Source organism: Mixta sp. Marseille-Q2659, from assembly GCF_940807255.1.
GTDB lineage: Bacteria > Pseudomonadota > Gammaproteobacteria > Enterobacterales > Enterobacteriaceae > Mixta.
Genome location: NZ_CALNWY010000013.1, coordinates 38,578 through 58,453 on the forward strand (window position 1 = coordinate 38,578; position 19,876 = coordinate 58,453).

The window sequence follows — 19,876 nt, forward strand, 5'->3', positions numbered from 1 at the left end:
CGACTGCTTGGCTGTGTGGCCTAAGTATACTTAGTTTCGACCATAATTCAGCAATTTATCCCCACCAGCGGACCAGCTGCCAGGCGATGCGCGCCGCCAGCGCCGCCCCTTGTCCATCGCGGTCGCGCGCCGGATTAAACTCCACCAGATCCACCGCCTGCAGTTTGCCGCTGCGACAGATCGGCTCTATCAGTCGCATGATTATTGCGCTGGGAACGCCGAGCGCGGCGGGCGCCGAAACCGCTGGCATTTCCCATGCGGGCAGTACATCCAAATCGATGGTCAGGTAGAGACGATCGCAATCCGTTATAAAATGCTTCAGCTGGGCAATCGCCTCGTCAGGCGCATTCAGACAGCGCAGATCCTCGATAAGTGTAACGTTGCGTTTTGCCGCTTCATCAAGCAGCGTCTGGGTGTTGGCCGCCATACTTAAGCCGAAACAGGCATAGCAGAAATCGCGCTGCTGCGTCTCGCAGTCGAGTGCCAGCTGGCGAAATGGCGTGCCGGAAGTTGCCCGTTGCGCATGGCGTAAATCGAGGTGCGCATCCAGATTAATAATGCCGACCTTTTCATCGGGAAAGGCATCAAGCAGGCCAAGTCCGTGGCCGTAAGCGGTTTCATGGCCGCCGCCCAGCACCAGCGTGCGCTTCCCGCCGCGCTGACAATAGACGACCGCATCATGCAGCGCCTGCTGTGCCTCTTCCAGCTTATCTTCCACCACGAAAATCGTGCCGAAATCCACCAGCCGCGTATGTTCCGGCTGGCTGGCCATATTGGCCAGCGCGCGCCGCAGCGTATCTGGCGCCTGGGCCGCGCCGGGTCGTCCCTGGTTGCGCTTAACGCCTTCATCACAGGCGAATCCTAACAGCGCGATCTCGCCGTTTTCTGCATCAGGGCTGAAGGCAGCGCTGCGGGCGACGGTTTGAAACAGGCGCAGCGCGTTGCTGGCCTCGTGCGTGTCGTCGCGGCCTTGCCAGACCTCAGGCGACGTAGGGCGCCACTGTTTCATAATGCGCTCCCGTGCGTGATCTTGCCGCGAAACAGGCGCGCATAAAGCGGGCTGCGGCCCGGTTCGTAAACCATTTCCACCGGCTGTTCCGCCTCCCAGATCGCCAGATCGGCGACAAATCCCGCCTTAAGCTGACCGTGCGAACGTTGACGGCCTAATGCCAGGGCTGCATGGCGCGTCACGCCGGCCCAGGCTTCTTCCGGCGTCAGGCCAAACTGTACGCAGGCCATATTCATCGCCAGATGCAGGCTGGCGAAAGGACTGGTGCCGGGGTTGTAATCGGTGGCGACCGCCATCGGCACCTGATAGCGCCGCAGCGTCTCCACCGGCGGGCGCTGGCTCTCTTTGAGAAAATAAAATGCGCCGGGCAGCAGCACGGCAACCGTACCGCTGTCGCTCATCGTCTTTACGCCGTTCTCATCGAGATACTCCAGATGATCCGCCGACAGGCCCTTATAGCGACTTACCAGCGCCGCGCCGTCCAGCAAAGAGAGCTGTTCCACATGGCCTTTCACCGGAATACCATGACGTTGCGCCGCCGCAAATACCTGTTCGCACTGCGCTGGACTAAAACCGACGCTTTCACAAAAGACATCTACCGCCTCGAACAATCCTTCCTGCCAGAGCGACGGCAACAGCCTGTCGCAAATCAGATCGATATATGCCGCTTTATCATGTCGGTACTCAGCGGGTACTGCATGGGCGGCCAGCAGCGTCGGGCTGATCTCAACCGGATAGCGTGCGGCGAGCTGGCGGGCTACGCGCAGCATTTTCGCTTCGCTCTGCAGGTTAAGGCCGTAGCCCGATTTGATTTCCAGCGTCGTCACTCCTTCGAGCAGCAGACGCTGCAGGCGCGCTGCCGCCCGCGTCAGCAGCTCGCTTTCCGTGGCCGCGCGCGTCGCTTCAACCGTGGCGTTAATGCCGCCGCCGCGCGCACTGATCGCCTGATAGGAGACGCCGTTCAGCCGCTGCTCCCATTCGGCGGCACGGTTGCCGCCAAATACCAGATGCGTATGACAATCGATCAGGCCGGGCGTGATGAGCCGTCCCTGGGCATCGTGAATCGTGCCGCCGACCGTCTCGCCACGGGGTAAAACGGCAAGAATGTGACCGTCGCGCAGGATAAGGTCGTGCTGGTCCAACAAGCCGTAAGGCGCGGGACGGTCGGGATCGAACGTTGCCAGTCTGGCATTGCGCCAAACCGTATCGGTAGAAATAAGCTGCACGGTGGTCCTTTCTCTTGTCATGAGTTGTATATACATTTATTTTTCAACCACCGCAGGTTGTCAATAAAACCCTGCAACAATGTTGGCTATTTGTGATAGCTGGCGGATTGGTCGGGAAAGCGGGTGAGGGCGGGCGATAAAAAAGCCTCCGCAGGCGGAGGCTGATGGTCTGAATTTATGTTCGGTATTAATGCAGCAAAAACAGTGTCGCCAGGCCGAGGAAAATAAAGAAGCCGCCGGTATCGGTAATGGCGGTAATCATCACGCTGGAGCCGATGGCCGGATCGCGTTTCAGTTTGGTCATTACCAGCGGGATCAGCACGCCCATCAGCGCCGCCAGCAGCAGGTTCAGGATCATCGCCAGCATCATTACGCCACCCAGCTCCAGATTGTCATACATCAGCCAGGTGATGCAGCCCATAATGCTGCCCCAGAACAGGCCGTTAATCAGCGCCACGCCCAGTTCACGCATAAAAAGAAAACTAAAGTTACCCGGTTCAACCTGATGCAGCGCCAGCGCGCGCACGATCATGGTAATGGTCTGGTTGCCGGTATTGCCGCCGATACCTGCGACGATCGGCATCAGCGTCGCCAGCGCCACCAGCTCGGCAATGGTCTCTTCAAACAGGCCGATAACGCGCGACGCGACAAAGGCGGTGCAGAGATTGATCGCCAACCAGGTCCAGCGCGTGCGCACCGCCTTTCTTACCGGCGCGAAAACTTCCTCTTCCTGGCTCAGACCGCCCATTTTGCGGATATTGCTTTCGTTCTCTTCATTCACCAGGTCGATAACATCTTCGATGGTCACGCGCCCGATCAGCTTGCCCTGGGCGTCAATTACCGCGGCGGAAATCAGGTTATAACGTTCGAAGGCGCCGGCGGCATCTTCCGCTTTATCATCCAGGCGAAAGGTATTCGGTCGGTCATTCATAACCGAGAAAACCGGCGTATCGGGCTGGTTAAGCAGAATATCGGTCAGCGGCAGCTCGCCCAGCAGCACATTATTTTTATCGGTGATAAACAGCTTATCGGTGCCTTCCGGGATCGCGCGCTTGCGGCGCAAAAAGCGCTGCACCGTCGCCAGGTTAACGTCGGCGCGCACGGTGATAAAATTGAAGTCCATAATGCGGCCGACGCGATCGCGGTCGAAATGCACCACGTCCAGCACGCGCGCGCGCAGCGCCGGTTCCAGCGTGGTCAGTAGCCGACCGGTTAAATCGCGCGGCAGATATTTCGCCAGGTAGGCCTGATCGTCGATATCCAGCGGCTCGATAGCCTGCAAAATATCTTTATCGCTCATCGCTTCGGTCAGGCTCTCCCAGACCGTTTCTGACGCTTCTACCAGCACCTGGCCGCGGCGGGAATTATCCACCAGTTGCCACAGCGCCTGGCGTTCATCTTCCGGCAGCGCTTCCAAAATATCGGCAATATCGGCCGCATGGAGCAGCGTCAGATCCTGATGCAGACGGGCAATTTGGGCTTCGGTTTCAGCGGAAAGCGGCTCGGCGTCCTGCGGATTACGCAGACTTTCAACCAGCTCCGGTTCATTAAGTAACAGGGTAAGAATGCGGCTGCGGGTATCGGCGAGCTGCTGAGCTTGGGATACAGACATAAAAATTCCCTTGTGTCTGAAACACGGGCAAGGCAAGCCCGTTATGATCTACAGGCATGAGGAGAGGGTAAGTTGTCTCGACAAAGGCAACTTAACGCTCGCGTCATGGCTCATTATTGACGGGCTGAGTCGCGACCGGCGTCTCCATATTTACTTTTTTTTCCTGATGGTGCTGAAATGCGCCGGGCAAAACATACAACAAACGGCCGAGTAAAATTATAAAGCTAATAAGCAACACAATGCGGGTCATTCGGCCAGTTTTACGGCGCTTTCGCAATGAGGTAATGCTATTCACGCAGAGTCTCCTGTAGCAGGCCCGAAGGCGGAGAAACAATTTAGGCACAGCGCTATCTTCAGGTCAATGAGCGCCGTCATTAATGATCTAAAGCTAGCGGAGCTAACCTGTCCACAGGCTAAACAAGATAGTGACAGGCGCGCTTTTAGCGTTGCTGTTTGACGTATATCAAACCTGAAAGCTGGGCGGAAATTAGTATGAGAACGTTTTTTTGCGCTGTGCGGCTCTTGTCATGAGCCTCATCTTACCGGAGAGGCCGTTCTTGTTTACCGGGTATAATTTGTCATCGTTTAGTCGCTTTCGCCGGAGCTGGTGGGGTATTCCCCTATGGCTGGCGCTGCTGCTGATGCCGCTTTCCGGCGCGCTTTCAGTCAAGCTGCAGCTGCCTGACGGCCCGGTTTATCTGCTGTTTTTACCGGTGACATTAGCGATTGCGCTGTTGTCAGTCTTTGACTGGGCGGCGCTGCCCGGCATTGCGCTGTCGCTGTTGTGGCGCTACCTGATGGTTTTTTCGCCGGGCCATGCGCTGATCACCTCCACGCTTTTTATCAGCTGTATCAGCATCTGTTGGCTGGGCTATCGAATCTGGGCGGGAAGAAGCTGGGGCGCCGGGCCGGGCATGCAGGGGCTTGGTTTGATGCGGCTGTTCTGGATCGGTTTTTTCCTGCCGACGCTGCTGGTCTCTTTATTGCAAATTATGGTTACGCTTGGCGTCGTATCCGCCGACACCTCCATTTTTAATCGCAATCCGCTCACGCTACGCACGCTGATTAATTACCAGGCGTTTTTACTCTCCTGCGTGGCGGTGCTGCCGCTTTACACCATGATGCTGCGCTGCTTTCGCCATCCGCGCTATTTTTCGCGTCAGATAAACCTGCTGCGTCAGCAAATCGCGGAAAGCGTCAGCGCAGCGGAGATAAAAATCTGGTTTTTCTGGCTGGTGTCGCTGGTCGGTCTGCTGATGATTTTACACAGCGAGCTGCGAAATCAGGCGATGGGCGATTTCGCTTTGTTACTCTTATTGCCCACCATGCTGTGGTCGGCAGCCCGCTTCGGCTATCTGTTTACCGCGCTGGCGTGGGCGATGGTGCTGATTTTGTTGTATCAGTTTCATACCCGTCCTGAGATCTCGCTGCATCTGGCGATTAACACCAGTAATTTGCTGGTCTGGTCGCTAATACTTTACTTTACGGCAGTTAACGGCGTGCGCCAGCGCCGGTTGATTAAGAAATCGCGCGCGGCGGCGCTGGTGGATCCGGTGGTGGATCTGCCCAATCTGCGCGCGCTAAAAGTAATGCTGACGCAGCAGGCTTCCTCCACGCTCTGTTTTTTACGTATTCCCGATCTGGATCGCCTTAGCCGCACCTGGGGACTGGATCTGCGCATTGAGTATAAGCGGCGGCTAGCCGCGCATTTGCAGCCATTACTGGATGCCAATGAGGTGATTTACCATCTGCCGGGCTTTGCGCTGGCGCTACGGCTGAATAAAGCTACTTACGAAGATCGCATCCAACAGATTAGCGATCGGGTAAACAGCTACAGCCTGCGCTGGCAGGGATTGCCGCTACAGCCCGATATCGGCATCAGCTACTGCCATGTGGTGCCGCCGGTCAATAATTTGCCCGGTCTGTTGGGCGAACTGAGCGAAATGGCGGAGTTTTCGCTGCGCAGCCATCAGGCGGAGCTTTTGCAGCTGGGTAACGTCAACGCTCAGCGCCACGTCAAAGAGAAGCTGGCGCAGCTGAGCGAAGTTCAGCTGGCGCTGGATAACGAGCGCTTTGTGATGATGGCGCAGCGCATTGAGGGTCTGCGCGGCGATGATTATCACGAACTGTTGTTAAGGCTGATTGATGAGCAGGGAGAGCAGCTGACGCCGGACCGTTTTTTACCTGTGGTGCAGGAATTTGGTTTGACGTGGGAAGTGGATCGCTGGGTGCTGGAACATGCGCTGAGCTTTATCGATCGCTGCCGCGAATCGATGCCTGCCATGCGTTTTGCAGTCAATATTCACGCCGCCACGCTTTACCGGCCCCATTTTGTTAACGAGCTGGAGCGGCTGCTGAAAAGCTATCAGGTTGAGCCCTGGCAGCTGATCATGGAAATCAGCGAAGCGACGGGAACCATCGACTTTACCGTGTGCTATCGCAACATTAATCGTCTGCGCCAGATGGGCTGCCGCATCGCGATCGATAATTTCGGCGTCGGCTATGCCAGCTACCTGCAGTTGAAAACGCTGCAGGCCGACATCCTGAAAATTGACGGCAGTTTTATCAAGAACATGCTGCACAGCCCGCTGGACTATCAAATTATTGAATCTATCTGTCGGGTCGCGCGCCTGAAACGCATGCAGATCGTGGCGGAATCGGTGGAATCAGAGGCGGTGGCGACAGCCCTGCGCGCACTGGGCGTGGATTATTTGCAGGGCTTCGCCATTAGTGAACTGCAGCCGTTAACGTCGCTGGTTGGGGAGTAATTACTCCGCCGGCGCCTTTTTTGCCAGCAGCGTGGCAAAGCGCAGGCTGATGCGGTTGCCGTTTTCATCGGTGCGGTGCAGCTGGCCGACATCCTCGTTATATTTCACGATCTGCCAGTTGCGGTAATAGTGGCTCAGCTCGCCCGATTTAAAGGTGAAGGAAAAGGGCAGCGGGCAGGGATAATCTGCGGTATCCATCGCGGCGACAATCAGGTTGTAGCCGTCTCTTACCGTACTGGCCTGCATATCGGCGATCAGCTGCGGAATGGTTTCCGGCTGCAAAAACATCATCACCACGGTGGACAACACAAAGTTATAGGCCCCGTTAAAGCGCTGGCTGTTGAGATCGACGATCTGCGTTTCAATGCCGCTCAGCGCTTCGGCGGCGATGATCTGGTTCAGCCGCGCGATGCTCTGCGGGTTTTTATCCCAGGCGGTAACGTCAAACCCTTTCATGTTCAGCCAGAGCGCGTTGCGTCCGCTGCCGCAGCCCACATCCAGCGCTTTGCCGGGCGTCAGTAACGGTAGCGCCGCCACCACTTCTGAGTGCGTGGCGGTAAGCTGATATTTTTCAGTGAAGTAATTATCGGGACGTGTAGTCATGATCGGTTTCTGATTGATGCGGGCGGAGGAAGCGCCGCCCGTATTCGCTGGCGTACTTTACGCCTCTTCTTCTATCGTCAGCTTCCAGCCGGAGACATCCTGCCAGTAGGTCTGCTCACGCTCCAGATCGAGCTGCACCAGCGTATTCTGGCTGAAATATCCCGCCGGAAAGCGCAGCGTCCAGTGACCTTCATCCGTGACCAGCGTTAGCCGCTCCGGCCTGGTGGTCGCCTGGCGCTGATTGTTCAGCAATGTGCCGAGACGCAGTAAAAACACCAACGGCAGGATCTGCTTCTTTTTAAACAGCGTAAAACGTGGCAGATCGTCGGCCTTCATCGCTTTGCGGTGATAGCGTACCAGCGTAGCCAGCAGCAGCTGTTGATCCTGGTTAAAGCCGGGCAGGTTGGTATTTTGCAGGATATAGGCGGAGTGGCGCTGCATCCCGCTGTGGTTGATGGTTAAGCCCACTTCATGCAGCATCGCCGCCCATTTCAGCAGCGCCGCCAGTTGAGGGTTGGCCAGCCGGGGATTTTGATCGCGCCACTGCTGCCAGAGATCGTCCGTGGTTTCCAGCACGCGCCGCGCCTGCTCGCTGTCGATATTGTAGTGATTAGCCAGGCTTTGCGCGGTACGGCTGCGAATATCCTGATGGCGGAAGCGGCCTTCCATTTCATACAGCACGCCTTCGCGCAGCGCGCCGTCAGAAAGGCGCAGCTCGCGGATCGCCAGCGCGTCGAACACGCCGCACAAAATTGCCAGGCCAGGCACAAACACCGCCTTACGCTCCTCCGACAGACCAGGCAGGCTCAGGGCGGCGAAGGATTTATGTTTTATGACTTCGTCATAGAGCATATCCAGCCGTTCGGGGGTAACCAGCTTCTCTTTTTCACCCATCGCCTGCAGCACTTCGCAGGCCGCTTTGATGGTGCCCGACGCGCCGAGCGCGTATTGCCAGCCGAGCAGCCGATATTGCCAGGCGAGCGTTTCCAGCTTTTGTGCTGCCGCCAGCCGCGCGCGGCGAAAATTTTCCTGACTGATGATGCCGTTGGGAAAATAGAGATTGGCAAAGCTGACGCAGCCCATACGGCGACTTTCTACCAGCTTGGGCTCAAAATCTTCGCCAATCACCAACTCGGTAGAGCCGCCGCCAATATCGATCACCAGCTTGCGCCCTTTTTCCGGCTGCGTATGTTCAACGCCCATAAAAATCAGGCGCGCCTCTTCGTGGCCGGAAATCACTTCAATCGGGTAAGGGATCACCTCTGCCGCACGCTGCAAAAAGTCCTGCGCATTGATCGCCTGGCGCAGCGTATGGGTACCGACAATCGTCACGTTGGAGGCGCTAAAGCCCTGCAGACGTTCGGCAAACAGCGCCAGGCAGCTTAAGCCGCGCTGAATCGCCTCTTCGCTCAGAACGTTATCCGCGCCCAGCCCGTCCGCCAGATGCACGCGCTGTTTCAGGCGGCCCAGCACCTGCATCGCACCGTCCACTACGCGGGCAATCACCATGTGGAAGCTATTGGAACCGAGGTCAATAGCGGCAAATTCTTGCGGTCGGGGCATGTTTTTGTGGGTTATCGGCATAGTGAATTATTCAGGTTGTTCCAGAGATTTGATGTAATCATAAATGGCCTGTTGTGCGCGCACTTTACGGCGGTTGCCACGCGGGACATAACGGTTACTCAGTTCTTTATCAATAATGCGGGCTTTAACAGTATCACTGAACAGGATGGCAATAATATCCAGCACGCGCTGTTTCAGAACAGGATCAAGGATCGCCACCGCCACTTCGATACGGTAATCGATGTTGCGGGTCATCCAGTCGGCGGAAGAAAGAAAGACTTTTTTATCGCCGCCGTTATCGAAGATATAAACCCGATCGTGTTCCAGATAGCGGTCAACGATGCTAATTACGCGGATATTTTCGCTGATCCCCTCCAGATTAGGGATCAATGAACACATGCCGCGCACCAGCAGATTTACCTTCACGCCGACGCTGGAAGCGGTATAGAGTCGATCCACCAGCCCTTTATCGACCAGGTTATTTACTTTCAGCGTAATCCCAGCCGGAATGCCCTGCTGCGCATTGGCGATCTCTTCATCGATCAGCTGGTAGAGCATGCGGCGCGAGTTCTGCGGCGACACCATCAGATAATCAAAGCTCACCGGGCGATAAGGGTTTTCAATAAAGTTAAAGACCCGGCGCACTTCATTGGTAATTCGCGCATCGGCGGTTAACAGCGAATAGTCGGTATAAATGCGCGCGGTTTTCTCATTAAAATTACCGGTGCCGATATGCGCATAGCGCACAACTTCTTCACCTTCACGGCGCGAGATAAGAAACAGCTTGGCGTGAATTTTCAGCCCAGGCGCCGAGAAAATAACGTGAACGCCCGCTTCCGTCAGGCGCTTGGCCCAGTGAATATTCGCTTCTTCATCAAAGCGCGCCTGTAATTCCACCACCACCGTGACCTTTTTGCCGTTATAGGCGGCATGGATCATCGCATCGATAATGCGTGAGTTTTTCGCCACGCGATAAATGTTGATCTTAATCGCCAGCACGCTGGGATCGAACGACGCCTGGCGCAGCAGCTCCAGCACATGCTCAAAGGTGTGATAAGGATAGTAAAGCAGCACATCGTGATTGCGGATAGCGTCGAAACCGTTGCGGAAGCCATCGAACCAGATATGACGCAGCTGCGGCATCGGCTTATTCACCAGGTTGGTTTTGCCGACATTCGGAAAACTGATGAAATCTTTAAAGTTATGGTAACGGCCGCCGGGCACGATGGAGTCGTAGTTAGAAATATTGAGCTTATCGCGCAGCAGCTCTACCATCGCATCCGGCATATCGCGCTGATAAACAAAGCGTACCGGCTCGGCGGTCAGGCGCTGTTTCAGGCTGGAGGACATCAGTTCCAGCAGGCTCGATTCCATTTCGGTAACCAGATCGTACTCGGCGTCGCGCGTCATTTTCATCGAATAGGCATTCAGCGCGTCGTAGTCGAAAAAGCCTTTAAAAATATCATCCAGGCAGTAGCGCAGAATATTATCCAACAGGATCATCGGCTTGCGACGGCGCGGCGATTCCGCTGGCAGATTGACAAAGCGCGGCACTTTATCTGATGGGATCTCCAGCAGCGCATAGCGGATATCCGCGCCGCGAATGATCTCCACCGCCAGGTAGGTGTAATCATCCTTCAGGAATTCAATCAGATCGGTATCGTGGTTAATCAGAATCGGCGTAACGTGCTGGCGCAGCTCATGCTTAAAGTAGTGACGCAGCCAGCTTTGCTGATTGGGCGACAGCTGGCGCTCGTTGATCAGGAAGATTTGATTACGCGCCATCTCCAGCAGCAGATCGTTATATAAACCATCAAATTCCTGGTCGGCGCGCAGCACGCGCTGCTGGATTTTTTTCAGCAGATGGCGCGGCGTACTCGGCGAACCCTGCTCCTCGCCAATCAGAATGCGGCGTTTCAGGTCAGCGAAGCGCACTTTATAAAACTCTTCCAGGTTATTGGAGTAGATGCCAAGAAAGCGCATACGCTCAATCAGTGGATTAGTTTTATCGGCGGCTTCCTGTAGCACGCGCTCATTAAAGGATAACCAGCTCAGTTCTTTTTCGATGTATAGCTTTTCCTGACCCATTATGGCTCCGTTATGCTGATTTGAGACGAGGGTATCCAGTTTCCACGTCCATTATGGCGAGAGTATGGCAGCAATGTCTAACCTCAATGGTTGTCATATCAGAGAGCTACGGGCAACATAGCGGCTCCATTAGCAAGGAACCGCAGGCTCGATGATCGATAATCATATCCCCGTTCACTACAGCAACCGCAACCGGCGTTTTGTTGACCGCCTGACCGCGCGCGCGATCGGTGCCTGCGGCATTAGCGTACTGCTGGTGATGATGCTGCTCTTTATCTGGCTGCTCTGGGTGGTAATGCCGCTGTTCGCCACGCCCTCGGTGCGGCCAGGCCCGCTTCAGCCTGCGCTGTCGAACCAGCCGGCCACGGCGCTGGGCGTTAAGGATGGCTGGGGCTGGCATATTGATACGCAGGGCAATGGCCGTTTCTTCGCGCTGAACGGCGCACAGCCTGAGCCGGCGTTGAAACTGGCGCGTGGCCCGCTGATAAGCGCGGCAACCGCCGATAACAGCAGCCTACTGTTGTTGCAGGCGGATGGCAATTTCAGACTGGTCCAACCTGACTTTAGCGCTGAGGATGGGCAGCCGCGCTGGAAATTTCCGCTTGGCGATAGCGATATTAACAGCCGCATGCGTGGAGTCAGGCAGGCGGCGCTGGCGGCCAGCGGCGAGCGGCAGTGGCTGGCGGCGCTAAGCGATGGAGAACAGATCCGTCTGCTGCGGTTAACGGCGGGCCAGCCGATACAGAGCGATACGCTGGCCAGCGGCCCGATTAGCCAACTGCTGCTGGCGCCCAACGGCAAACTGCTGTTCGCCGCCAGCGATCGCACGCTGCGCGTCTGGCAGATAAACGGCCAGCAGGTTACGCTGCGCGACACCATTGCTTTAGCGCAGCCGCCGCGCCAGATGGCGTTACTGAGCGGTGGTCGCTCGCTGCTGCTCGCCGACGCCTCCGGCATCAGCCAGTGGTTTGATATTGCTGACGCCAAAGGCGTTCATCTGCATCGTATTCGCGATTTCAACGGTGCGCGCGCTCAGGAATTATTAATTACCGAGCCGCAGCGCCGGGTTTTTGCCACCCTGAGCGCGGCGGGTGAGATGCAGATGTTCGCCAGCAAACGTGACGGCGCTTTCTTTACCCATGCGCTGGGCGCGGGCGTTCAGCAGGCGCGCTTTACGCCACAGGGCGACGGCTTGCTCATCGAGCGGGCCGATGGTTGGCAATACTGGCGCGTCGATAACCCCTGGCCTGACATCAGTCTGCGCAGCCTGTGGCAGAAAGTCTGGTATGAAAACTATCCGCAGCCGGACTGGGTCTGGCAATCAACGGCGGTTGACGATCCTTATCAGGCCAAATTCAGTCTGGTGCCGATGGTTGCCGGTACGCTGAAGGCCGCTGCATTAGCGATGCTGTTTGCCACGCCGCTGGCGCTGGCCGCCGCCAGCTATACCGCATGGTTTATGTCGCCCGCGCTGCGCCGCTGGATCAAGCCAGCAATCGAGATGATGGGCGCGTTGCCCAGCGTGGTGGTGGGGCTGTTTGCCAGTCTGTGGCTGGCGCCGCAGATCGCTTCCCGGCTTTCCGGCGTGCTGCTGCTGCCTTTCGCTCTGACGGCGGCGCTGCTGCTGTGCGGCCCGCTGCTGCGCCGTTTGCCGGCGCGCTGGCGTCAACGGCTGGATGGGCCGGGCCGCGAAGTCTGGCTGCTGGTGCCGCTGTTGCTGCTGGTAAGCGCGCTCTGCCTGTGGCTAATGCCGTTAGCTGATATAGCGCTGTGGGGCAGACCGCTCGCCGAACGGCTGCCGGGCGGCTACGAGCAACGCAACCTGCTGGTTGCCGCGCTGGCAATGGGTTTTGCGCTGGTGCCGCTGATCTTCACCTTGGCGGAAGACGCCATTTTTAGCGTGCCGGTCGCGCTGGGGCAGGGCTCGCTGGCGCTGGGCGCCACGGCGTGGCAGACGCTGTCGCGGGTGATCCTGCCCAGCGCCGCTTCCGGCATTTTCGCCGCGCTGATGATCGGCTTTGGCCGGGCGGTGGGAGAAACGATGATTGTACTGATGGCGACGGGCAATACGCCGGTAACCGAAGGCGATCTGTTTCACGGCGTGCGCGCGCTTTCGGCCAATATCGCCGTGGAGATGCCGGAAGCGGCGGCGGGCAGCGCCCATTATCGCATTCTGTTTCTTAGCGCGCTGGTGCTGCTGATATTTACGCTGGTGCTGAATACGCTGGCGGAAGTGGTCCGTCAGAACTTACGTCGCCGCTATGGACAACATGAGGGGCAGGGATGAACGCGCTCAGGCAAAACGATCGCTGGCGCTGGCTGACGGCTGGCGCGGTCACCTTCAGCCTGCTGGCTTTTCTGCTGCTGTTGCTGCTGCTCGCCTGGCAGGGGCTGCGTCATTTCTGGCCGCAGCCGGTGACGCTGTTTACCCTGGCGCAGCCCGCTGCTGGCGAGGCGCAGCTGTTGGGCGAAGTGGTCAGCATTCAGTCGCTGCCGCGCCAGCAGCTGATCGACGCTGGTTTGCCGCAGGCCCGGCAGCTACCGGATCGCGTTACCCGCTATCTGATAAAAACCGGCAACCGCGATTTTGCCGCGCCCGATTTCCGCACGCTGCTGGAGAGCGATATTCAGCGACGCGAGCAGCCGCATGACGTGCTGGTGCTGCAACGGCGCGTCGGCGGCGATGCGCTTGGCTGGTTTGCCGGGCTGTATGAAAATCAGCAGCCGCTCACCGCTCAGAATATGCAGGAAGCTTTACGGCAGCGCCTGCAGCAGACGCATCAGTTGCTGGAGCTGGCCGAACGCATCCGGCGCAGCGATATGGCGCATATTACGGCGCAGCTTGAGGCGCTGGAGGTGGAAGCGTTAAAGCAAAAGGCCAGCGGGCAGGAGAATGAGCAGGAGAGGTCAATGCTGATGGCGAATCGCGCTGAGTTACAGCGCCAGTTCGCCGTACAGGCGGAGCGCCGCGCTTCGCTGCTGGAAGAGAGCGCGCGCAATGCGTTGATGTTGCGCGATACTAACGGGCAGTTGCACCGTATTCCGCTGGCGCAAATCAGCGACGCCTGGTATCCCAACGCTATGAGTTTCGCGCAGAAATGGCATCACTTCTTACTTCAGCTGTGGCATTTCGTGGCTGACTCGCCAGATGCTACCCATGGCGAAGGGGGCGCTTTCCCGGCTATTTTCGGCACGGTGCTGATGGTGTTGTTGATGTCGGTAGTGGTAATGCCGCTGGGGGTGGTGGTCGCCGTCTGGCTGCATGAATATGCCGGTCAGCATCCGCTAACGCGGCTGGTGCGTATTGCGGTGGCTAACCTGGCGGGCGTGCCGTCGATTGTCTACGGCGTATTTGGCCTGGGCTTTTATGTCTGGCTGATCGGTGGCACCATCGACCAGCTGTTTTACGCCACGGCGCTGCCTAATCCCACGTTCGGCACGCCGGGCCTGCTGTGGGCGTCGCTGACGCTGGCGCTGCTGACGTTGCCGGTAGTGATTGTGGCGACCGAGGAGGGGCTGTCGCGTATTCCCGCCAGCCTGCGGCACGGCTCGCTGGCGCTGGGGGCAACGCGGGCAGAAACACTCTGGTACGTGACGCTGCCGCAGGCAGCGCCCGCGATGCTGACCGGCCTGATTCTGGCGGTGGCACGTGCGGCGGGCGAAACGGCGCCGCTGATGCTGGTGGGCGTGGTGAAAATGGCGCCGGAGCTGCCGGTAGACGGCGTGTTCCCCTATCTGCATCTTGACCGCAAGTTTATGCACCTCGGCTTCCAGATTTACGATCTGGCGTTTCAAAGCCCCAACGCCGAGGCCGATCGCCCGGTGGTGTACGCCACGGCGCTGTTGCTGGTGATGATTATTCTGGGCTTAAATCTTACGGCGATGGGTTTGCGCCATCGTCTGCGCGAGCGCTACCGCTCGCTGGTGCAATAACGGTGAGAACCATGACGGCTGAAACTGAAACCGCGCTGACGATTAATAATCTTTCCCTCTGGTATGGCGACAAACAGGCGCTGGATTCGATTAGCTTAGCGATCCCGAAAAACCGTATTACGGCGCTGATTGGGCCATCCGGCTGCGGAAAATCCACGCTGCTGCGCTGCTTTAACCGCATGAACGATGTCATCGATTGTTGCCGCATTGAGGGCGAGATCCTGCTGGATCGGCGTAACATCCTGGAGGAAGGCGGCGATCTTTCGGCGCTGCGCCGCCGCGTCGGGATGGTGTTTCAGCGCCCCAATCCGTTTCCCAAATCGATCTATGAAAATGTGGTGTACGGCCTGCGCCTGCAGGGCGTGCGCGATCGGCGCATTTTAAATGAGGCGGTGGAGCGGGCGCTGCGGGCGGCGGCGCTGTGGCCGGAAGTGAAGGATAGTCTGCGGCAGAATGCCCTGACGCTCTCCAGCGGCCAGCAGCAGCGGCTGGTGATTGCGCGCGCCATTGCCATTGAGCCGGAAGTGCTACTGCTGGATGAGCCGACCTCGGCGCTGGATCCCATCTCCACGCTGGTGATTGAAGAGCTGATGACCACGCTGAAGCAGCATTTCACCCTGATTCTGGTCACCCATAATATGCAGCAGGCGGCTCGCGTTTCGGACTATACCGCGTTTATTCATCAGGGAAAGGTGGTGGAGTTCGCCGATACCGATACGCTGTTTACCACGCCGAAGCAGCGGCGCACCGAAGATTATATTACCGGTCGTTTTGGCTGAACAAAGCGCGCTGGCTTTCAAACGGCTGCGCGCAGGAAAAAAATTGCGAAAGTGGTTCAGGCCAGCAACGGTGGCGTGAAAGTCAGACGTATAAAACTTATTTTTAAATAGTCCTGAATGACCTTGAAGCGGCTGTTAAATAACTGGAAATGCAGAACGCAGCGCTGATTTAATGACTCTAAAAGAAAAGGCTACCCGCTGGCCGCCTCTTTTAAGATATTTAGTTGGACGTAACCTGACTAATAAACAGACCAATAATTTTCTTGTTTTTAAGATAATATTGCAGGCAATTCATCTGAGTGAAATCACCGTAGCTTTTGGTGTCAGTACAATACTGGATGATGTTGCCATTTGGCTTGTTCGAGAATGTCGATGAGACATTTTCTAATGACGCACTCAGCAAAGGAATGCCTTTAACCGTAACGCTCAAATCACCATGATAAGAAGAACAGCCTTTTTGTCGTCCTGCCTTAGCAATTGCGATAGATGTTAAATCGCCTTGCCCCATCTCATTATCAGAGATAAACCAGTAATTAACATTATTAGATGCAAGGCAAAGCCATGATGCCTGGTCGCCCTGGATGACCGCTACGCCAGTCGTTTCTGTAATGTCTGCCAGTTTGCTAAACGCCATTACAAAGACGGTATCGCCAATAATGACATCAGGCACTAAACTTTTATTGGTGTCGTAGTTGGAGACGGATAGATCATCCCGGTAGTAGTTGGCATCAAAACCTTCCATTTGTTTAGCCATAGCAACAGGAGAGATAATAGAAAGAATAAGGAGAAGAAATTTCATTTCACCTTCAACTCCCTGTCACCACTGGCCCAAATGCTCTTTCTGACGCTGACAGAAGCGATAATACAGCCTTCTGATGAATCCAGTGGATGTTTCTTACTTGCACCATGAATACGAAAAACAGAACGCTCACACATCACATTGCTCAGGTTGGGAGTAAGGTTGAGCGTGTATTTACCAGTATGAACAGAGTTATGAGGATGGCCGATTGTATAAGTTCCTCTGGGAAGTGGCCCTTTACCGCTTACGCATTCCTGAGAACTATCATTCTTATATCCTGTTGCACCTGCGTAATTTGCCGTGTATTTTTCACCATTGCGGGTAAATGTGTGCGTTGCTACTTCGTATTCCCATGTCATTATATAGCCTGTCCTTTCCATGAATCAGAGTGAACAATATTACCGTCCAGATAGTGCCATGTGATTTTTTCATAAGCTAAATCTACGTATTCAAGATGCTCATGTCTTTCCCAGTAAGGATTTTTAATGTCCAGCATGAAAGGTTCTATTTCTGTTACCTTAACGTTCTCCAGCGTAGTCCTGAAATATTCCTCCTCCTCTTGCCTGTCAGAAAATCTATAGGCTGTTCTACAGAATGCATTAACTCATTTATCTCTATGCTTCCCTCCCTGTCATTTATCAATGGCGCTATATGAAGAGGAAAAATAATAAATAAGTGATTCGTCACAGATATTATAGATACTTCCGCGTCGTTAATAATATTGATGCTCATATTTCGTCAGTGATATTGAATGTCAGCATCAATGACAAGAGTAAATAAACCCCTCGTTTTCTTTATTTACTAAATCTGGCTGGAAATATATTTGGCGTACCGTTTTACACGGTTGGGCTTCAGTTCCTGAAAAAAAAGGCCTGTGAGAACACAGACCGGAATGGTTATATATTGGTCAATTATTCGCCCGCGTAGCCGTTGGACGGCAGTTTCGCGCCGTCAAGCCAGGCGGCGTTATCGCGCATGACCAGACGGCCATCAACAAACCAGCTGATCACCAGCGGATAGATGGCGTATTCCTGCTGTTGAACACGCGCGATCACGTCCTCTTCGCTGTCATTGCTGAAAACCGGCACCTTCGCCTGCAATATCACCGGGCCGCCGTCCAGCTGGTCAGTAACAAAATGCACCGAGGTGCCATGTTCGCTGTCGCCGTTGGCGATCGCCTGACGATGTGTATGCAGACCGGGATATTTCGGCAGTAAAGAAGGATGGATATTCAGCAGCCGATCGTGATAGCGGGCGACAAAGGCCGGGCTGAGGATTCGCATATAGCCTGCCAGCACCACCAGATCGGGCGCGTAGTCATCGATCCGGGCAATCAGCTGGCGATCGAAGGCTTCGCGGCTTTCATAATCGGCGGCGGAGAGCGCATACGCATCAATACCCGCCTGACGGGCGCGTTCAAGGCCGAACGCGCTCGCTTTATTGCTGAATACCGCCGCTACGCGGGCATCGATACGGCCCTGTTCGCAGGCATCAAGGATTGCCTGCAGGTTGCTGCCGTTGCCCGATACCAGCACGACCAGCCGCTTCATTTGATAACCACACGCTCTTCTGCGTCAGAGGCGGCAATTACGCCGATTTTCCACGCCTGCTCGCCGGCAGCGTTCATCAGCTCAACCGCTTTGTCCGCTTCGTCAGCGCTTACGGCAATCACCATGCCGACGCCGCAGTTAAAGGTGCGGTACATTTCGTGGCGGCTGACGTTGCCTGCCTGCTGAAGCCAGTCAAATACCGCTGGCCACTGCCAGCTCGCTTCATCAATAACCGCCTGGGTATTGTCCGGCAGCACGCGCGGAATATTTTCCCAGAAGCCGCCGCCGGTCAGATGAGCAATGGCATGAACATCGATCTGCTCAATCAGGCTGAGGATGTTTTTAACGTAGATGCGTGTTGGTGCCAGCAGATGATCGGCCAACGGTTTGCCGTCGAGCTGCTTGCTCAGCGGATCGGTCTGACTCACCTCAAGAATTTTACGCACCAGCGAATAGCCGTTAGAGTGCGGGCCGCTGGAGGCGAGGGCGATCAGCACGTCGCCGTCCTGGACTTTGCTGCCGTCGATGATTTCTGATTTTTCCACCACGCCGACGCAGAAGCCTGCCACATCGTAATCTTCGCCGTGATACATGCCCGGCATCTCTGCGGTTTCACCGCCAACCAGCGCGCAGCCTGACTGCAAACAGCCTTCCGCAATACCCGCGATCACCGCCGATGCGGTATCCACATCCAGCTTGCCGGTGGCGTAGTAATCAAGGAAAAAGAGGGGCTCAGCGCCCTGAACCACCAGATCGTTAACGCACATTGCCACCAGGTCGATGCCGATGGCGTCGTGACGCTTCAGATCCATCGCCAGACGCAGTTTGGTGCCCACGCCATCGGTGCCGGACACCAGCACGGGCTCACGATATTTTTGCGGTAGCGCGCAGAGCGCGCCGAAGCCGCCGAGGCCACCCATGACTTCTGGCCGACGGGTTTTTTTCACCACGCCTTTGATTCGATCGACTAACGCGTTGCCGGCATCAATATCGACGCCTGCGTCTTTATAGCTGAGAGAGGTTTTGTCGGTCACAGCGGTTTCCCCACGCGGTTTTTGCGGTTTAAATTAAAGCGCGGCAATTCTAACAGCGCAGGCAAACGTTTGCGAGTGCCATCTGAGGCTGACATTGCGGTTTGCTGATTTTTGGCTGATGCTTAGCGCAGGACGTTGCTTTTACGCTTTATTGCCTTTCCCCATATGGCGCGACCGGCAAAAGGCGGTATAATCCCGCGATTTTTTTTTCCGCTCAACACTCCGGGAGTACAACAATGAAGATCGTGGAAGTCAAACACCCGCTCGTCAAACATAAACTGGGCCTGATGCGTGAGCAAGATGTGAGTACCAAGCGCTTTCGCGAACTGGCGTCTGAAGTGGGGAGTTTGCTGACCTACGAAGCCACCGCCGATCTGGAAACGGAAAAAGTGACCATTGAAGGCTGGAACGGTCCGGTAGAAATCGACCAGATCAAAGGCAAAAAAATTACCGTTGTGCCTATTCTGCGTGCCGGTCTTGGCATGATGGAAGGAGTGCTGGAGCATGTGCCGAGCGCGCGCATCAGCGTGGTGGGCGTCTACCGTGATGAAGAGACACTGGAGCCGGTTCCCTATTTCCAGAAGCTGGTTTCCAACATCGAAGAGCGCATGGCGTTGGTGGTGGATCCGATGCTGGCGACCGGCGGCTCGATGATCGCCACTATCGACCTGCTGAAAAAGGCCGGATGCAACTCCATTAAGGTGTTGGTGCTGGTGGCCGCGCCGGAAGGGATCGCCGCGCTGGAGAAAGCGCATCCCGACGTTGAGCTTTATACCGCCTCCATCGATCAGGGCCTGAACGAGAAAGGCTACATCATTCCCGGTCTTGGCGACGCGGGCGATAAGATTTTCGGAACCAAATAACCTATTCAGCCGACCGCAGAGTCGGCTTTTTTTTGCCAAAAACATCTCA

The 19,876-nt window shown here is 56.1% G+C and carries 16 protein-coding genes and 1 pseudogene; 5 read left to right on the top strand and 12 right to left on the bottom strand.

Features of this window, described 5'->3' with window-relative positions; translation table 11 throughout:
- Window positions 1-55: 55 nt before the first annotated feature.
- From hutG to P3C52_RS11235, 4 genes are all read right to left on the bottom strand, one after another.
- Window positions 56-1,009, bottom strand: a complete 954-nt coding sequence (gene hutG, locus P3C52_RS11220) for a formimidoylglutamase (RefSeq protein ID WP_275555079.1) — start codon at window positions 1,007-1,009, stop codon at window positions 56-58.
- A complete protein-coding gene (gene hutI / locus P3C52_RS11225) occupies window positions 1,006-2,271 on the bottom strand; it encodes an imidazolonepropionase (protein WP_275555080.1) in 1,266 nt (421 codons plus the stop codon). The genes hutG and hutI overlap by 4 nt, the downstream gene beginning before the upstream one ends.
- 151 nt (window positions 2,272-2,422) lie before the next feature.
- Window positions 2,423-3,847 carry a magnesium transporter gene (gene mgtE, locus P3C52_RS11230; protein ID WP_275555081.1) on the bottom strand — a complete coding sequence of 475 codons (1,425 nt, stop codon included), beginning with the start codon at window positions 3,845-3,847 and terminating at the stop codon, window positions 2,423-2,425.
- 103 nt (window positions 3,848-3,950) lie between these two features.
- Window positions 3,951-4,142, bottom strand: coding sequence for a YfgG family protein (locus tag P3C52_RS11235; protein ID WP_275555082.1), 192 nt, complete (start codon window positions 4,140-4,142; stop codon window positions 3,951-3,953).
- Between the two features lie 280 nt (window positions 4,143-4,422).
- On the opposite strand from P3C52_RS11235, the gene P3C52_RS11240 reads away from it, so the two are divergent.
- Window positions 4,423-6,615: an EAL domain-containing protein gene (locus P3C52_RS11240; RefSeq protein ID WP_275555083.1), complete on the top strand. Its 2,193-nt coding sequence runs from the start codon at window positions 4,423-4,425 to the stop codon at window positions 6,613-6,615.
- Here the strand turns inward: P3C52_RS11240 and tehB are convergent, their stop codons facing one another.
- From tehB to ppk1, 3 genes are read right to left on the bottom strand one after another with little or no spacing between them, the layout of a single operon-like run.
- Complete coding sequence (gene tehB, locus P3C52_RS11245) at window positions 6,616-7,218, bottom strand: tellurite resistance methyltransferase TehB (RefSeq protein ID WP_275555084.1); 603 nt, start codon at window positions 7,216-7,218, stop codon at window positions 6,616-6,618.
- A gap of 57 nt (window positions 7,219-7,275) precedes the next feature.
- On the bottom strand, window positions 7,276-8,802 hold the full coding sequence (ppx, locus tag P3C52_RS11250) for an exopolyphosphatase (protein ID WP_275555086.1): 1,527 nt from the start codon (window positions 8,800-8,802) through the stop codon (window positions 7,276-7,278).
- 6 nt (window positions 8,803-8,808) lie between these two features.
- Entirely contained in the window at window positions 8,809-10,869 is a 2,061-nt protein-coding gene (gene ppk1 / locus P3C52_RS11255) for a polyphosphate kinase 1 (RefSeq protein WP_275555087.1), read from the bottom strand.
- A gap of 151 nt (window positions 10,870-11,020) precedes the next feature.
- Here ppk1 and P3C52_RS11260 point away from each other — a divergent pair, with 151 nt between their 5' ends.
- Genes P3C52_RS11260 through pstB form a run of 3 tightly spaced genes read left to right on the top strand, consistent with a single transcriptional unit; the run spans window position 11,021 to window position 15,581 of the window.
- Entirely contained in the window at window positions 11,021-13,156 is a 2,136-nt protein-coding gene (locus P3C52_RS11260; protein ID WP_275555088.1) for an ABC transporter permease subunit, read from the top strand.
- Window positions 13,153-14,802 carry a phosphate ABC transporter permease PstA gene (gene pstA, locus P3C52_RS11265; RefSeq protein WP_275555089.1) on the top strand — a complete coding sequence of 550 codons (1,650 nt, stop codon included), beginning with the start codon at window positions 13,153-13,155 and terminating at the stop codon, window positions 14,800-14,802. Before P3C52_RS11260 ends, pstA begins: the two co-directional genes overlap by 4 nt.
- Window positions 14,803-14,813: 11 nt before the next feature.
- Window positions 14,814-15,581: a phosphate ABC transporter ATP-binding protein PstB gene (pstB, locus tag P3C52_RS11270; protein WP_275555090.1), complete on the top strand. Its 768-nt coding sequence runs from the start codon at window positions 14,814-14,816 to the stop codon at window positions 15,579-15,581.
- A gap of 220 nt (window positions 15,582-15,801) precedes the next feature.
- Here the strand turns inward: pstB and P3C52_RS11275 are convergent, their stop codons facing one another.
- The 5 genes and pseudogenes from P3C52_RS11275 to purM form a co-directional block, all read right to left on the bottom strand.
- Window positions 15,802-16,380, bottom strand: coding sequence for a hypothetical protein (locus P3C52_RS11275; protein ID WP_275555091.1), 579 nt, complete (start codon window positions 16,378-16,380; stop codon window positions 15,802-15,804).
- Window positions 16,377-16,739: a tlde1 domain-containing protein gene (locus P3C52_RS11280; RefSeq protein WP_275555092.1), complete on the bottom strand. Its 363-nt coding sequence runs from the start codon at window positions 16,737-16,739 to the stop codon at window positions 16,377-16,379. The genes P3C52_RS11275 and P3C52_RS11280 overlap by 4 nt, the downstream gene beginning before the upstream one ends.
- Window positions 16,739-16,960, bottom strand: a pseudogene (locus P3C52_RS11285) (type VI secretion system tube protein Hcp); the annotation flags it as partial. The gene P3C52_RS11280 and the pseudogene P3C52_RS11285, both read right to left, overlap by 1 nt.
- Before the next feature lie 331 nt (window positions 16,961-17,291).
- Window positions 17,292-17,930 (bottom strand): phosphoribosylglycinamide formyltransferase, encoded by a 639-nt coding sequence (purN, locus tag P3C52_RS11290; RefSeq protein WP_275555093.1) that lies wholly within the window; start codon window positions 17,928-17,930, stop codon window positions 17,292-17,294.
- The gene (gene purM, locus P3C52_RS11295) at window positions 17,927-18,964 is read right to left on the bottom strand and encodes a phosphoribosylformylglycinamidine cyclo-ligase (protein WP_275555094.1); all 1,038 of its coding nucleotides are present in this window, start codon (window positions 18,962-18,964) and stop codon (window positions 17,927-17,929) included. Before purM ends, purN begins: the two co-directional genes overlap by 4 nt.
- 236 nt (window positions 18,965-19,200) lie before the next feature.
- Between purM and upp the strand changes: the two genes are divergently transcribed.
- Window positions 19,201-19,827 (top strand): uracil phosphoribosyltransferase, encoded by a 627-nt coding sequence (upp, locus tag P3C52_RS11300; protein WP_275555095.1) that lies wholly within the window; start codon window positions 19,201-19,203, stop codon window positions 19,825-19,827.
- The last annotated feature ends 49 nt before the right edge of the window (window positions 19,828-19,876 follow it).